This is a genomic window from Chitiniphilus purpureus, from assembly GCF_025642115.1.
GTDB classification, from domain to species: Bacteria; Pseudomonadota; Gammaproteobacteria; order Burkholderiales; family Chitinibacteraceae; genus Chitiniphilus; species Chitiniphilus purpureus.
Map to the genome: position 1 here is coordinate 3588226 of NZ_CP106753.1, position 13902 is coordinate 3602127.

A 13902-nucleotide genomic window follows, 5' to 3' on the forward strand; every position below is an offset into this window, starting at 1 on the left:
CGCGCCGCTCAGCGCGCCAGCCTGACCTTGGCGACCACCTGGTTGCCCCGCCCCTGGTATTCCACCGAGTCGAAGGAAAGCATGCGTGCCATCGAGATGCCGCGGCCGTGCGGGTCGAAGGCACGCTCCGGCGCGAATTCCAGAAAGGGTTTCCAGTCGAAGCCCTCACCTTCGTCGCTGATCACGAAGATCAATTCATCCTCGCCACGGCTGAACTCGACCTGCACCCACCGGTCGCGGAACTGCGGGTGCGCCAGGCGGGATTCCACCTCCTCCTGCCAGCGCCCGGTCTGCAGCAGCCGGGTCTTCTCGCCGTAGTTGATGCCAAGGTTGCCATGCTCCACGGCATTGACCAGCAATTCGGACAGGCCGAGCGCGACGCGCTGCGGGTCCGGACAGGTCTGCGAGAGCAGCAGCGTCAGCTGGCGGGCCTCGACCAGCGAACGCAGCCGGAACGCCCCGTGGTACAGCAGCTGGTAGCCAAGTGCCTGCTCGGCGATCTGCGCTTCGAGTTGCTGGCGCTCCTGGCGCGAGCCCACCGCGGCCGCGACGATGGCCAGCAGCATATCGCGCTGGAACGGCTTGATCAGGTAGTAGTAGGCCCCGGCGGCCAAGCCCTCACGCACGTTCTCGGCCGCGCCGACCGCCGTCTGCATCACCACCGGCACATCAGCGAGTTCCGGCTGCTGCTTGAGCCTGGCCAACAGCGCCATGCCGTCCATGCGCGGCATCATGCGATCAAGCAGGACGGCGTCGAACGCGTGGTCGCGGACCAGGACGTTCCAGGCGGCCTCGCCGTCCTCGGCCGGCACCACGTCATAGCCTGCGTCCTGCAGATGCTCGGTCAGTATCTCGAGATTGAATGGCTCGTCGTCGACGACCAGCACCCTGCCCTTGCCTGGTTGGCTCCCCATGCCTTCTATTTCCCGTTGCATGCACTCTGCCGCCAACTATAGCGTCGGGCTCGACGCAACGAAAGCGCTTTACGTGACACCCGGCAGGCTCTGGTAGAGCGCCAGGAATTCGCTTGCGAGCTTGTGCCGTGCATCCAACCAGATCAGGGGGACTGCGCGCTCGTGCGACTCGCGTACTTTGACCGAGCTGGACAGGTAGGCGGGCAGCACCGGCAACCCCTGCGCCTTCAATTCCTCGACCAGCCGCCCGGGCAGGCTGGCACGCGGCTGGAACTGGTTGACCACGATGCCCTCGATGTCCAGGTCGCGGTTATGGTCGGCGCGGATCTCGTCGACCCGCGCGAGCAACGCCAGCAATGCGTCGCGTGAAAAGGTGTCGCAGTCGAACGGGATCAGGCAGCCGTTGGCGGCGATCAGCGCAGACAACGTGAAGAAGCCGAGCGCAGGCGGGGTGTCGATCCACACTTCGTCGAACGCGTCGGCCAGCTCCACCAGCGATTCGCGCAGCTTGTAGATCTTGTAGCGCGCTTCAAGCTTGCCCTGCTGCTCAGCGATCGCGGGATGCGAGGGCAGCAGCGAGAGCCCGGGAAACGGCGTGGCATGCACGAAGGCACCCAGCGGCTTGGCGTAGAGGCTGAAATTGAGCACCTGCTCGAAATACTGGTCCAGCCCCGGCTGCACTGTCGTGGCGTCCTCGCCCAGCAGATAGCGGCTGGCATTGCCCTGCGGATCGAGGTCGACCACCAGCACCCGCCGCCCACTTGCCGCCGCCACCGCGGCAAGATTGACCGTGATCGTGGATTTGCCCACGCCCCCTTTCTGGTTGAACACCACGCGCCGCCGCATCTTCGCTCCTTTGCTGCACTGCAATATGAGTCGCGCCAATATAGCACGCGCCAGCCGGATTACATTGCCATATTCGCCGCAGATCGGCGCAAGTTGCGGAAAAAATCACCGCTTTTCCTGGTAAATTGCCCCCGCATCGGCTTGGTTGCGCTCCGTAGACTTGGCTTCGATGGTCCGGCCGCTGCCGGGCCAAGTAACACAAGGAGGCTTTCCGATGACGCGCAAACTCACCCCCATCGCATTCGCCCTGCTGCTGGGCGCAGGTCCGGCGCTGGCCGATGTAGAGATCGACGGTTCGTTCGAAGGTGGCGTCAGCGCCAACGACATGGGCAGCCAGAACCAGATGCGCTCCGACTACGAGGCCATCATCGGCCTTGCCGGCAGCGATGCACTCGACGGCGGTGGCACGCTGCGCTGGCGGCTCGAACAGAGCGCCAGCAATTTCGGGCCGGGCCGTGACGACGCGGCACGCTTTGGCGGGCGCGAGGCCTGGATCGGCTACGACAGCGACCTCGGCCTGGTGCGCGCCGGCAAGATGAAGTCGCCGCTCTATGAGATGCTCGACGGCCGCTACCGCGACACCGGCGCCCGTTTCCTGATTTCTGAGTACGGGCTGGGCCAGGCGCAACGTCCGGGCAGCAGCGTGCGCTACGACAGCCCGGGCTTCGGTGGCCTGTCGTTCTCCGCCCTGTACAACCTGGAGGACCAGGGCGACAACGATCACTACGGTTTCGACCTGGCAGCCCGTTATGCCCAGGCCGGGCTGTTCGTCGATGGCGCCTATCAGGAACGCAACAATGCCGATGGACGCGACGACCTGAGCGTGGGCAATGCGGCGCGCTTCGACAGCCGCAACTGGTTCGCCAGTGCCGGCTACAACTTTGCGAACGGTCTGGGTGTGAACGGCGGCTACAAGTCGATGGCCTACACCCCGGCCGGCGGACGCAAGGCCGAGCAGGATCTGTGGTTCGCCCAGGGCAGCTACAACAGCGGTAAACACGGCACCTACCTTACCTACATGCAGCTGGGTGATCTGGCCGACCGCGCCGACAGTGGCGCCCAGGCGGTGGCGGCACGCTACAACTACAGCCTCTCCAAGCAGTCGCTCGCCTATGTGGAAGGGCGCTATGTATGGAACGACGCCAATGCGGGGTACGGCCCGACCAACGATACGACCGATTACCTGGGTGCGCCGGGCAAGGACACCAGCCGCGTGATGGCCGGCCTGAAGACCCACTTCTGATCATCCTGTCCAAAAAAAACGGCGCCCCATGGGCGCCGTTTTGCATTGCCGCAGCCGGTCAGGGCAGCGTCCTGAGGTGCGCGGCAACCGGTTTGGAAAAGTTGTAGCCGTCGTAGCGGTCCCAGTTGATCGACCAGGTCATCACCCCGCGGAAATCGGGGTAGGCCTGCTTGGGCACCACCGAACCGCAGTTCTGCAACCGGGTCAGGCAGTTGAGCGCGTTGTTGACGATGGCCGGGGTGACGAAACCGCGTCCGGCCGAACGCCCGCCCGACGGCACGCCGAAGGCCACCTGGTCAGGGCGCAGGCCCTTGAATTCCCAACCGGTACCGTAGTTGGTCTTGAAGCCTTCGATCAGCATCAGGCTGCCGCCGACCAGCGCATCCACCGTGCCTTCCTGCAGGATCGCGCCGTTGGTGTAGGTGAAGCCGCCGTTGTTGTAATACTGCACGTGGATCAGGTTCAGATCGTTGCGCAGGCCATCGATGATGGGCAGATAGGCGCCCCAGATGCTGCCGTAGGCCACATAGGCACCTTGCACATACGGGTGCTCGGGCGCCATCGACAGATAGAAGTTCGGTCCGACCTTGGCCTTGAGCTGCTTCATCGCGATGATCAGGTTGTCGATGATGGGCGCATTCAGCGATACGCCGCTGCCCCCTTCCAGATCCAGATCGATCCCGTCCAGGCCGTATTTGGTGATGATGCCGTACAGGCTGTTGACGAGGTTGGTCACATCCGAAGCGGTATTGAGCGTGATCGTACCGTCCTGGCCCCCCAGCGACAGCACCACTTTCTTGCCCTTGGCGCGCTTGGCGGCGATATCGGCGATGAACTGCGCCTCGCTGCCGGCGTTGGGGTCAAGGTGGAACGCTACGTTGCCCGCACCGGCATTGTCACCGAAGGCCAGCACGATCACGTCCCAGTCGTCGCTCACCTGGCTGATCGGGAAGGTGGGGCCGGACGGGTTGGTGAAGTTGTGCCAGTAGCCGACCAATGCATGCCGGATGGGCGGGGAGATCGGCGTCGGGGTGACGACCGGGGTCGGGGTCACCACCGGAGTGGGCGTGACCACCGGGGTCGGGGTCACCACCGGCGTCGGGGTGACGATCGGCGTCGGCGTCACGACCGGGGTCGGCGTCGGGGTGGGTTGGGTACCGCAGTTGCCGCCGGTGCGCCAGAGCGCAGGCGTTGCCGCGGGATTCCAGCCGGTGCCCACATAGGCGGTATGGCTGACCGCGGCGGTATACGGTTGCCCTGCATAGCTGACCACCGTGCCGGCGACATAGGTCTGGCCTTCGGCCCAGACGGCGCAGGCAGCGGTTGCGGCCGGCGCCGTGCCGGCCACGGACAGCACGGCGCAAAACCATGCCACCCAACGCCGGCTCATCAGCTGACGCATCCATCGTTGCGTTGTCATTTGCTCATCTCCATCCTGGTTTTATCGTGCACGCCCCATAGGCGCACCAGCAGAGGTTTAGTGCGCGGCGCAGACAGCGTCAACATCGGCAAGTTGTTAATTAAATTAGCATTTTCTAGTTGCCGCCCCCGCCAGCCCGCGCCGTTGCTGATTACTGGAACAAAAGACAGTGCGGCGACGCCGTTGCTTCCCGCCGGACGGCTGCCATACAAGCCACCTTGAAAACCATGACGCCAGCCCCACTATTGCCAGCCAGTGCCGGTTCAGCGCTTGCCGCCGTCGGTTGCCCGGCCGGGACAGGCCGGCCCCGGTGTGCACGAAGCGACCGGGGGTGACGCACCCAGGCATGCAGCGCAACGGCTGTGCTTGCGGCCTGGCGTCGCAGCTACCGGGGCACTGTGGATGCTGCGCGGCCTCATTGCCGGTTGCGGCATCCCGGGTACGATGCGTCCGGCCGCTGACGGCATGCCGGACAATCCGGCGCACGCCGCCGATACACATGATCGCAGGTCCTGGCTTCGGTCCCGGACCGGTTTTTAATCTGGAGGTTGTTCACCCATGAGCAAGGAAACGCTCGGTTTTCAGACCGAGGTCAAGCAGCTGCTGCACCTGATGATCCATGCGCTCTACTCCAACAAGGAGATCTTCCTGCGCGAACTGATCTCGAATGCCTCGGACGCCTGCGACAAACTCAGATTCGAGGCACTGGACAACGGCGCGCTGTTCGAGGGCGACGGCGAGCTGAAGATCCAGCTGTCGTTCGACAAGGACGCGCGCACCATCACCATTGCCGACAATGGCATCGGCATGCGCCGCGACGAGGTGATTGCCAACATCGGCACCATCGCCCGCTCGGGCACCAAGGAATTCTTCAGCCAGCTCACCGGCGATTCGGCCAAGGATTCGCACCTGATCGGCCAGTTCGGCGTCGGCTTCTACTCGGCATTCATCGTCGCCGACAAGGTCACGCTCACCACCCGCCGCGCCGGCCAGACTGATGCCGTGCGCTGGGAATCGGCAGGTGACGGCGAATTCACGATCGAGGACGTCGAGAAACCCGGCCGTGGCACCGAGATCGTGCTGCATCTGAAGGAAGGCGAGGACGAGTTCCTCAACGACTGGCGGCTGCGCGCCATCGTCACCAAGTATTCGGACCACATCAGCCTGCCCATCCTGATGAAGAAACGGCCCGAGTACGACGACGAGGGCAAGGAGATCCCGGGGGACGGCGTCGAAGCGGTGAACCAGGCCAATGCGCTGTGGACCCGCAACAAGAGCGATATCAGCGACGAGCAGTACCAGGAGTTCTACAAGCACGTCGCGCACGATTTCGATGAGCCGCTGGCGTGGAGCCACGCCCGCATCGAAGGGCGCCAGGAATACACCGAGTTGTTGTACATCCCCAAGCGCGCGCCGTTCGACCTGTATGACCGCGACCGCCGGCACGGCGTGAAGCTCTACGTGAAGCGCGTGTTCATCCTGGAAGACCACGACAAGCTGATGCCGCAGTACCTGCGTTTCGTGCGCGGGGTGATCGACTCGAACGACCTGCCGTTGAATGTGTCGCGCGAGATCCTGCAGCAATCGAAGGATGTGGACACCATCCGCGCCGGCTGCGTGAAGAAGGTGCTGGGTCTGCTGGAAGACCTGCGCGACAACCGGCCGGACGACTACGCGGTGTTCTGGCAGGAATTCGGCAAGGTGCTCAAGGAAGGCACCGGTGAGGATTTCGCCAACAAGGACCGTATCGCCGGCCTGTTGCGCTTCGCCTCGACCCACGGCGAGGGTGATGCCCAGCAGGTGAGCCTGGCCGACTATATCGGCCGGATGAAGGACGGCCAGGACCGGATCTACTACATCACCGCCGATTCGCACGCGGCGGCCAGCCACAGCCCGCATCTGGAGGTGTTCCGCAAGAAGGGCATCGAAGTGCTGCTGCTGTCGGACCGGGTCGACGAGTGGCTGGTCTCCAGCCTGACCGAGTTCGACGGCAGGAAGCTGCAGTCGGTGGCCAAGGGCGAGCTTGACCTGTCGGCCTTTGCCGACGAAGCGGAGAAGCAGCAACAGGAAGCGGCGGCCGAAGCGCTGAAGGACGTGGTGACGGCGATCAAGGATGCGCTCGGTGAGCAGGTGAAGGACGTGCGCGTCACCACCCGCCTGACCGACAGCCCAGCCTGCCTCGTGGTGGAGAACTTCGACATGAGCGGCAACCTGGAGCGCCTGTTGAAATCCGCCGGCCAGAGCGTGCAGTCGTCCAAACCCATCCTGGAGATCAACCCGGAGCATGCGCTGGTCAAGCGGCTGCAGGCACAGGTCGGGCAGGCCGATTTCACCGACTGGACCCAGGTGGTGTTCGATCAGGCGTTGCTGGCCGAAGGCGCCCAGCTGGAGGACCCCGCCGGCTTCGTCATGCGGCTGAACCGGCTGATCCTGGCGACGGCCTGAGCCATGGCAGGGCTGCCCCATGGCGGCCCTGCCCGATCGCCCGCAGCGGCCGCCTACGCGGCCAGCCGCTCCAACAGCGGCGCGATGTGCGCGCACAACGCGTCGAACACCTCGTCCACCCCACGTTCGGCATCGAGCACCGGATAGCCACGCGCCTGTGCCAGCTGCAACAGGTGCCGGCGCACTCCGTCCTGCTGGCGGATGAACGAGGCATCGTGGCACGCGAAGTCGCAGCCCGATTCGTACGGCTTGTGCACATGTCCACGCGCCACCGTGACACGCGGATCGATGTCGAGCAGCAGGGTCAGGTCCGGCTCGGGGAAGCAGCGGCACACATCCAACAGCCATTGCGTATCCAGCCCGAGCGCTGCCTCGGTGGCGAAATGCTTGTGCCAGTAACCGTCGAGGAACACCACTTCGCGCCCCTGCGGCGGCGCCCCCCGGATCAGCACGGCGTTCATGTAGAACAGCCACAGCGCGCGCGCCTCGGCCGGCATCTGTGGCAGCAGCCGGTGCGCCAGTGTCTCGTAGTCGCAGCCGAAGAACGCGCTTTCCGGAAAGCGCCCGGCATCGAACAGATCGCGCTTGACGAGGCTGCGCGCCGGCAGCCCGAAGGTCTGCTGCGCCCATTCGATCAGCTGCGCGATCTGCGTGGTCTTGCCGCCGCCGTCCGACCCCAGGATGTTGATCAGCATGGCTCAGCCCACCGACACGGTTGCTTCGGCCAGCATCGGGCCGGGCGCCAGGCGCGCCGGATCGAACTGGAACAGCTGTGCCGCGTTGCCGAAGGCGATTGCCTCGGCCTCGTCCTGCGGCACCCCGGCCAGCAGCGCGCGCACGGTTTCGAGCGAGCGCGGATGGGTGGACTGCTCGTGCGGATAGTCCGACCCCCACATGAGACGCGCCACGCCGATCCGCTCACGCTGTTCGATCGCCCCCTGGTCATAGATCAGCGAGACGTAGACATGGTCGTGGAAGTATTCGCTGGGGCGGCGCGGGGTGGCGGTGTGCTGCCGCCGGCGCAGGATGCGGTGTTCGTAGGTCCAGTCCATCTGCCACAGGAAGTACGGCACCCAGCCGCCTTCATGCTCGGAGGTCTCGACCATCAGCCCCGGATGGCGCTCGAACACCCCGCCGAAGATCATGTCGGCCAACGACATGCGTACCCAGTAGTCGGCATTGACGCGCAGGCTGTAATCCACCTGCGGGAACGGCACGCCGTAGGGCCCGTTGTGGTTGGTCAACACATGCAGCGATAGCGGCATCTGCAACGCCGCCGCGGCCGCCCACAGCGGCTCGTAGCGCGGCTGGTGGTACGCCTGCTCGCGCCCGGGGTAGACGCTGATAATGCCGCCGGCCATGCCCATGCCCCGCGCACGCTCCAGCTCGCGCACCGCGTCGGCCGGATCATAGTTGTTGAGCATGGCCACGCCCTTGAGCATGTGCGGTGCCACGCTGCAGAACTCGACCATCCAGTCGTTGTAGGCGCGGCAGATGGCGCCGAAGAGCTCGGCATCGTCGATGCAATAGTTGGTGATGCCCTGGGTCGGCCGGATCACCGCGCCGACCACGCCGTCGGCGAGGTTCTCCTTGACATATTCGCCGGGGGTATACGCCGCCGGGTGCACATCATCGAACGTGGAATGGGTCAGCACCGCCCCCTTGGACGCGATGCCCTGCACCGGGTCGGCCATACCGCCGGAACGCTTCTTGCGGCCGCTGACCGAACCGATGCGCTCTCCGTTGTAGATCCACCAGTCGCTGCCATCGATGCGCGCCACACGCGGTGCCCGGTCGCGGTAACGCCGGTCGATGCGTTCCACCCACAGGCCGGGCGGCTCGATGATGTGCGAATCCGAGGAAATCAGCCGGGTGATGGCCGGGATGGGATTCAAGGCACCGGGTGCGTTCATGGCATCTCCCTCTAGCTTGGTCAAAGTGCGCCATTGATGGCGCGGCGGTGCCGCGGTGGCGGCATCAGGACAGGTCGGGTCAGAGCAGCGCGTGTCCGCGCAGCACCTGCTGCAGATCGTCGATGGCGCCGGCGAGCACAGCGGGCGCCACACCGCTGTGCGCCGCGAGCCGCCCGGCGGCCTGGTTCAACGTGGTCTTGCCGTCAAAACACAGCAGGATGGCGTAGGCCTGCTGGTTGACCTCGATCGCGCAATGCTCGTCCAACGGGGTCAGCCGGTAGGCGTCGGGCCCGCAGAAGCGCAGCGACAGTTCGATGGACAGCGCCGGCAGCACACCATCGCCGCCCGGCAACGCCGGCTGCGGCTGCACCGGGACTGAGCTGCCCGTCAGGTGTTGCGCGGCCGGATCGGCAAAGCGCCGCTGCCCCCAGGGTACGATCACATGCGCCAGCCGCTGCAATGCTATGAATGCCTCGAATGCCACCAGCACCGACGGGCGCGACACCCGGAAGCCCCGCAGCTGCCGCGCAAGGCCAGGCAGGTCATGGCCGGGCGGCAGGTCCGGGGCGTGCCGGCCTGCGGTCAGGCGTTCGAGCAGGCGCAGCCGCCATTTGTCCGCCGGGTTGGTGTTGCCCAGCGCAGCCAGCAGCGCGCCGATCAGGTGACCGCGGTACTGTTCGATCAGTTGGATGGCGCTGGCTGCGTCTCCATCCTCGATCTGCCCCAGGATGTCCAGGTGCAGCATGCCCAGATAGACCTGTGACAGGTCGAACAGGATGCGCGACAGCGTGCGCGGTACGATCCGTGCCTGCCAGTCGGCCAACCGGGGGGCGCCGAACAGCGGGACACCTTGCCGCAGGTTGTGCAGCAGCTTGAGCTCGGCGGCCGAGAATGCCGTGGCGGCGCGGCGTGGATCGACATCGTGGTCGGGCGCGAACCGCGCCAGCCGTCCGATCAGTGCCTCGATCCGCTCCGGTGCCACGATCTCCACGTCCACCGGACAGGCCTCGAACGGAATGATCAGCACCGAGGCGAAGTCGGCGCGCGCCTCGAAGGTGCGCCCGGTGACCAGATAGACGTCGATGTCCGAGCGCAGGTTGCCCAGGCCCTCCACCAGCGAGCCGGTCACATAGAGCACGTCGTCGCCGCAGGCGCCGGTCTCGTCGAGCAGCATGCAAGACAGCGCCTCCAGCCCGGTATCGTGCCATTCCAGGTAGGCGTGGATATCCATCGGTGGCGCGCCCGCTCACACCGCGGCGGCAAACTTGCTTGCCAGGTCGGCGATCGTGCCGCGCAGACCGGGGCCGCTGCCGGCTTTCACCAGCCGCAGTGCGGCATGCAGCTCGGCGAACTCGGGGTGCTCGCCCATCTTCTTGGCCAGGTTCTGCGCCGCGGCGATGTCGCCGCTGCCCAGATGCAGCTGCGCCAGACGGAACGCTGCATAGTCGTCGCCTGACTGCAGCTTGAGCGCCGCGGCATAGGCGGTCTTGGCATCCTCGGCATTGCCGCTCTCGCGGTGGGCATCGCCCAGCACGGTCTGCACCGAGCGTGGGCGGCCGGTGATGTCGGAGAACTTGAACTTGGCGTTCTGCTGGGCCACTTCCAACGCGGTCTTGAGCGCGGTCGGGCGGCGGCGCTGCTTGGTATAGAGGATGGCCAGCCGCGCCTTGGCCTCCAGCGAGCCCGGGTCGTGCTGCAACGCCGCCTGGTAATGCTTCTGTGCCAGCTGGAACGTCTGCGCCACCTCGCGGATCTTGCCGGCGGCCACCAGGCGCGCGGCATCGCTTTGTGCCTGCTCCACCTCGCCGACCAGGCGCTGGAGCGCCGCTATGATTTCCCTGCCCTTGGCGGCCGCCAGCTGCAGATCGCTGCTGATATCTGGGACATCCTTCATCGCCTATCTCCTCGGTTCGAATCGCCCGGGACAGCCGGGCTGCGAATGGCCGGCGCAGGACGCGGACAGCATATGCGCCGCGCCATGTGTTTCGGGGTATAGCCGGGTGCGTTCAAACCGCAAGGCGCAACTCGTTGAACGGCAAGGTTGCGTACCCGTGACCGACAGATGGTTGACAAACCAGGACAGACAGAATCCATGACGGATTGCACGATGACTGCGGCAAAACGCGCAACTTTGATCCAACCCGCTTGCCGCGCCCGACGGTGCAGCGCAGAATCGCCAGCTGACTCGGGGTGCCCCTGCCAGGGCTGAGACACACCCGCACCACCTGATCCGGATCATGCCGGCGTAGGGAAGTCCCAGGCGGCCTTTCCTGCACGGAACAAGGAGCCTGTCCATGTCCCATCCCCCCACGCTGCCTTTCGTCGTGATCGCCGACGAGCTGGAAAGGCTGCGCGCCGAGCACCCACTGGTGCATGTGCTCACCAACGAGGTGGTGCAGGAGATCACCGCCAATGCGTTGCTGGCGGTCGGTGCCGCGCCGGCGATGATCGTGGCCGAGGAAGAGGCCGCCGAGTTCGCCGCGCTTGCCGGAGCGCTGCTGATCAACATCGGCACGCTCTACCCTGCCCGCTGGGCCGCCATGCAGCAGGCGGTGACGGCCGCCAACGCCGCCGGCGTACCCTGGACGCTCGATCCGGTGGCGGTGGGGGTACTGGGCTACCGCACCGCCGCCTGCCGTGAGCTGCTGACGCAACACCCGGCCGCGATCCGCGGCAATGCCTCCGAGATCCTGGCGCTGGCCGGCTGGGGCGCAAGCGGACGCGGCGTGGACAGCACAGCCGGTTCGGCCAGCGCGCTGGCCGCCGCCGAGCAGCTGGCGCGCACCACCGGCGCGGTGGTCGCGGTCACCGGCGAGATCGACTACATCACCGATGGCGAGACCACCTGGGCTACCCCCTGGGGCCATCCGCTGATGACCCGGGTGGTGGGCACCGGCTGTGCGCTGTCGGCATTGGTCGCCGCATTCACGGCCCACACCGGCAACCGGCTCAACGCCGTAGCCGCCGCCTGTGCCGTGGCTGGTATCTGCGGCGAGCGCGCCCAGAGTGCGTGCGACGGCCCCGGCTCGTTCAGGTTTTCGTTCCTCGATGCGCTCTACGTGCTCAGTCCCAAGCAGCTGCGGGAGCTGTCGCTATGAAACACTGCGACCTGTCGCTGTACCTGGTGCTGGATCCGGTACTGTGCGGCGGCGCCGAGGGCATGGTCGATACCGCGCGCATTGCCGCGCAACACGGTGTCACGGTGGTGCAGCTGCGCGCGCCGCAATGGAAGAAGCGGCAGTGGTTGGATACCGCACAGGCGCTGAAGGCGGCGCTCGATCCCTTGGGCGTGCCCTTGATCATCAACGACCAGATCGATGTGGCGCTGGCGGTCGATGCCGCTGGCGTGCACCTGGGCCAGGCCGACCTGCCCCCGGCAGTCGCGCGCCGGCTGCTCGGGCCGGACAAGCTCATCGGGCTGTCCACTTCCAACGCGGTGCAATTGGCGCAGGCGCCGCTCGATCTGATCGACTACCTCGGCGTCGGCCCGGTCTACCCCACCGGCACCAAGGCGGATGCCTCACCGGTGATCGGCCTGCCGCAGTTTGCAAGCCTGATGGCTGCCAGGACGCTGCCGGCGGTGGGCATCGGCGGGATCCAGGCCGGTGGCGCCGCCGCCGTCATCCAAGCCGGTGCCGACGGCGTGGCCGTGGTATCGGCGATCTGCGGCCAGCCCGACATCGCCGGCGCGGTGCGCGCCTTGCGCCAGGAAATCGAAGGAGCCCGCCCATGACGGTGCACGCACTGACCATTGCCGGTTCGGATTCGGGCGGCGGCGCCGGCATCCAGGCCGACCTGAAGACCTTTTCCGCGCTGGGCGCCTATGGCATGACCGTGCTGACCGCACTGACCGCGCAGAACACCCGTGGCGTCAATGCGGTGCATGCCGTGCCGCCGGCGTTCGTACTGCAGCAGCTGGACGCGGTGTTCGACGACATCCGCGTCGATGCGGTCAAGCTTGGCATGCTGGCCAACGCCGCCATCGTGCACGCGGTGGCCGAGGGTCTGGCGCGTCACCGGCCGCGCTGGGTGGTACTGGATACGGTGATGATCGCCAAGGGCGGTCACCCGTTGCTGGCGCCCGAGGCGATCGCTGCGATCCGCGACACCTTGTTGCCACTGGCGGGGCTGGTCACGCCCAACCTGCCCGAGGCCGCGGCCTTGCTGGGTTGTGCGCCGGCGCAGACCGAAAGCCAGATGCGTGAACAGGGCGAGGCATTGCTGCAGGCGGGCGCGCAGGCGGTGCTGATGAAGGGTGGACACCTGGGCGGCGCCGAGAGTCCGGATTGGCTGATCATCCCAACGGGCGCGGTGCGCTTTGCTCACCCGCGCATCCCGACCCGCCACACCCACGGCACCGGCTGCACCTTGTCCGCGGCGCTGACGGCGTTGCGTCCGCATCATCCGGATTGGGCGGCGACCGTACTGGCGGCACGCACCTACCTGCAGGACGCCCTGCACGCCGCAGACCGGCTGCAGGTCGGGCAAGGCGTCGGTCCGGTCCATCATTTCCATCGGTGGTGGTAAGGCCCCGGCAATAGGTGCCCGCACGCGAAAAAGGCGAACGTGATGTTCGCCAAATGGACCAGAATCCCTGAAAGGATGGAACGGGGCCGCTGCGCCACGCGCCGCAGCCCCGATGTGCGCGGCTTAGCTTGCCTTGACCGTCAGCGCGCTCTTGACGTCCTTCACGCCCTCGATGCCGGCGGCGATCTCAATGGCGCGCACGCCCGCATCGGGGGTGTCGACCGTGCCGGAGAGCATCACCACACCCTGCTCGGTGGTGACGTTCACGCTGGTGGCGGATGCCTGTTTGTCCTTGAGCAGGGCGGCCTTGACCTTGGCCGTGATCGCTGCGTCATCGACATAGGCGCCGACAGCGGCAGTGCTGGTCGCGGCAGTGGTGCCAGTGGCAAATGCCGGCGACAGCATGGCGCCGGACAGTGCCAGCACGGCAACGCCGCGGGCCAGCAAGGTACGAGTCTTCATGGGTTTCTCCTTATCTGTTGCCCTTGCCGCAATGGCATGGGCACCTCATTCAAAACCGAGGCCGGGGACCGGCCGCCCCTACCAGACAGCAAGCCGCGTGCCAGAGCCGGAAAAACCCATACCTATCAACAA

General features: G+C 66.2%; 13 protein-coding genes and 1 riboswitch. Of the genes, 5 read left to right on the top strand and 8 right to left on the bottom strand.

Features of this window, described 5'->3' with window-relative positions:
• Positions 1-8: 8 nt before the first annotated feature.
• The gene (locus N8I74_RS16665) at positions 9-914 is read right to left on the bottom strand and encodes a response regulator (RefSeq protein WP_263124269.1); all 906 of its coding nucleotides are present in this window, start codon (positions 912-914) and stop codon (positions 9-11) included.
• A gap of 69 nt (positions 915-983) precedes the next feature.
• Entirely contained in the window at positions 984-1760 is a 777-nt protein-coding gene (locus N8I74_RS16670) for a ParA family protein (protein ID WP_263124270.1), read from the bottom strand.
• Positions 1761-1974: 214 nt separating this feature from the next.
• On the opposite strand from N8I74_RS16670, the gene N8I74_RS16675 reads away from it, so the two are divergent.
• Positions 1975-3003, top strand: a complete 1029-nt coding sequence (locus tag N8I74_RS16675; protein WP_263124271.1) for a porin — start codon at positions 1975-1977, stop codon at positions 3001-3003.
• A 58-nt stretch (positions 3004-3061) separates the two neighbouring features.
• On the opposite strand, the gene N8I74_RS16680 is transcribed toward N8I74_RS16675, so the two are convergent.
• Positions 3062-4423, bottom strand: coding sequence for a chitinase (locus tag N8I74_RS16680; protein ID WP_263124272.1), 1362 nt, complete (start codon positions 4421-4423; stop codon positions 3062-3064).
• Positions 4424-4981: 558 nt separating this feature from the next.
• On the opposite strand from N8I74_RS16680, the gene htpG reads away from it, so the two are divergent.
• Positions 4982-6868: a molecular chaperone HtpG gene (gene htpG, locus N8I74_RS16685; protein WP_263124273.1), complete on the top strand. Its 1887-nt coding sequence runs from the start codon at positions 4982-4984 to the stop codon at positions 6866-6868.
• Positions 6869-6921: 53 nt separating this feature from the next.
• Here the strand turns inward: htpG and N8I74_RS16690 are convergent, their stop codons facing one another.
• The 4 genes from N8I74_RS16690 to N8I74_RS16705 form a co-directional block, all read right to left on the bottom strand.
• Positions 6922-7563, bottom strand: coding sequence for a dTMP kinase (locus N8I74_RS16690; protein WP_263124274.1), 642 nt, complete (start codon positions 7561-7563; stop codon positions 6922-6924).
• 3 nt (positions 7564-7566) lie between these two features.
• Complete coding sequence (locus N8I74_RS16695; protein WP_263124276.1) at positions 7567-8781, bottom strand: amidohydrolase family protein; 1215 nt, start codon at positions 8779-8781, stop codon at positions 7567-7569.
• A 79-nt stretch (positions 8782-8860) separates the two neighbouring features.
• On the bottom strand, positions 8861-10012 hold the full coding sequence (locus N8I74_RS16700; RefSeq protein ID WP_263124277.1) for a hypothetical protein: 1152 nt from the start codon (positions 10010-10012) through the stop codon (positions 8861-8863).
• A gap of 15 nt (positions 10013-10027) precedes the next feature.
• A complete protein-coding gene (locus N8I74_RS16705) occupies positions 10028-10675 on the bottom strand; it encodes a tetratricopeptide repeat protein (protein WP_263124278.1) in 648 nt (215 codons plus the stop codon).
• Between the two features lie 282 nt (positions 10676-10957).
• Positions 10958-11050: riboswitch (TPP riboswitch) on the top strand.
• 25 nt (positions 11051-11075) lie between these two features.
• Here N8I74_RS16705 and thiM point away from each other — a divergent pair.
• Genes thiM through thiD form a run of 3 tightly spaced genes read left to right on the top strand, consistent with a single transcriptional unit; the run spans position 11076 to position 13308 of the window.
• Positions 11076-11879, top strand: a complete 804-nt coding sequence (gene thiM / locus N8I74_RS16710; protein WP_263124280.1) for a hydroxyethylthiazole kinase — start codon at positions 11076-11078, stop codon at positions 11877-11879.
• Complete coding sequence (gene thiE / locus N8I74_RS16715; RefSeq protein WP_263124282.1) at positions 11876-12514, top strand: thiamine phosphate synthase; 639 nt, start codon at positions 11876-11878, stop codon at positions 12512-12514. Before thiM ends, thiE begins: the two co-directional genes overlap by 4 nt.
• On the top strand, positions 12511-13308 hold the full coding sequence (gene thiD / locus N8I74_RS16720; RefSeq protein WP_263124284.1) for a bifunctional hydroxymethylpyrimidine kinase/phosphomethylpyrimidine kinase: 798 nt from the start codon (positions 12511-12513) through the stop codon (positions 13306-13308). Before thiE ends, thiD begins: the two co-directional genes overlap by 4 nt.
• A 123-nt stretch (positions 13309-13431) precedes the next feature.
• Here the strand turns inward: thiD and N8I74_RS16725 are convergent, their stop codons facing one another.
• Positions 13432-13770 carry a BON domain-containing protein gene (locus tag N8I74_RS16725; RefSeq protein ID WP_263124286.1) on the bottom strand — a complete coding sequence of 113 codons (339 nt, stop codon included), beginning with the start codon at positions 13768-13770 and terminating at the stop codon, positions 13432-13434.
• Positions 13771-13902 lie beyond the last annotated feature (132 nt).

Excerpts from the sequence above, each read along its gene's own strand:
- N8I74_RS16665 (WP_263124269.1), bottom strand. The coding sequence starts at position 914 with ATGGGGAGCCAACCAGGCAAGGGCAGGGTGCTGGTCGTCGACGACGAG.
- N8I74_RS16670 (WP_263124270.1), bottom strand. The coding sequence starts at position 1,760 with ATGCGGCGGCGCGTGGTGTTCAACCAGAAAGGGGGCGTGGGCAAATCC.
- N8I74_RS16675 (WP_263124271.1), top strand. The coding sequence starts at position 1,975 with ATGACGCGCAAACTCACCCCCATCGCATTCGCCCTGCTGCTGGGCGCA.
- N8I74_RS16680 (WP_263124272.1), bottom strand. The coding sequence starts at position 4,423 with ATGACAACGCAACGATGGATGCGTCAGCTGATGAGCCGGCGTTGGGTG.
- htpG (WP_263124273.1), top strand. The coding sequence starts at position 4,982 with ATGAGCAAGGAAACGCTCGGTTTTCAGACCGAGGTCAAGCAGCTGCTG.
- N8I74_RS16690 (WP_263124274.1), bottom strand. The coding sequence starts at position 7,563 with ATGCTGATCAACATCCTGGGGTCGGACGGCGGCGGCAAGACCACGCAG.
- N8I74_RS16695 (WP_263124276.1), bottom strand. The coding sequence starts at position 8,781 with ATGAACGCACCCGGTGCCTTGAATCCCATCCCGGCCATCACCCGGCTG.
- N8I74_RS16700 (WP_263124277.1), bottom strand. The coding sequence starts at position 10,012 with ATGGATATCCACGCCTACCTGGAATGGCACGATACCGGGCTGGAGGCG.
- N8I74_RS16705 (WP_263124278.1), bottom strand. The coding sequence starts at position 10,675 with ATGAAGGATGTCCCAGATATCAGCAGCGATCTGCAGCTGGCGGCCGCC.
- thiM (WP_263124280.1), top strand. The coding sequence starts at position 11,076 with ATGTCCCATCCCCCCACGCTGCCTTTCGTCGTGATCGCCGACGAGCTG.
- thiE (WP_263124282.1), top strand. The coding sequence starts at position 11,876 with ATGAAACACTGCGACCTGTCGCTGTACCTGGTGCTGGATCCGGTACTG.
- thiD (WP_263124284.1), top strand. The coding sequence starts at position 12,511 with ATGACGGTGCACGCACTGACCATTGCCGGTTCGGATTCGGGCGGCGGC.
- N8I74_RS16725 (WP_263124286.1), bottom strand. The coding sequence starts at position 13,770 with ATGAAGACTCGTACCTTGCTGGCCCGCGGCGTTGCCGTGCTGGCACTG.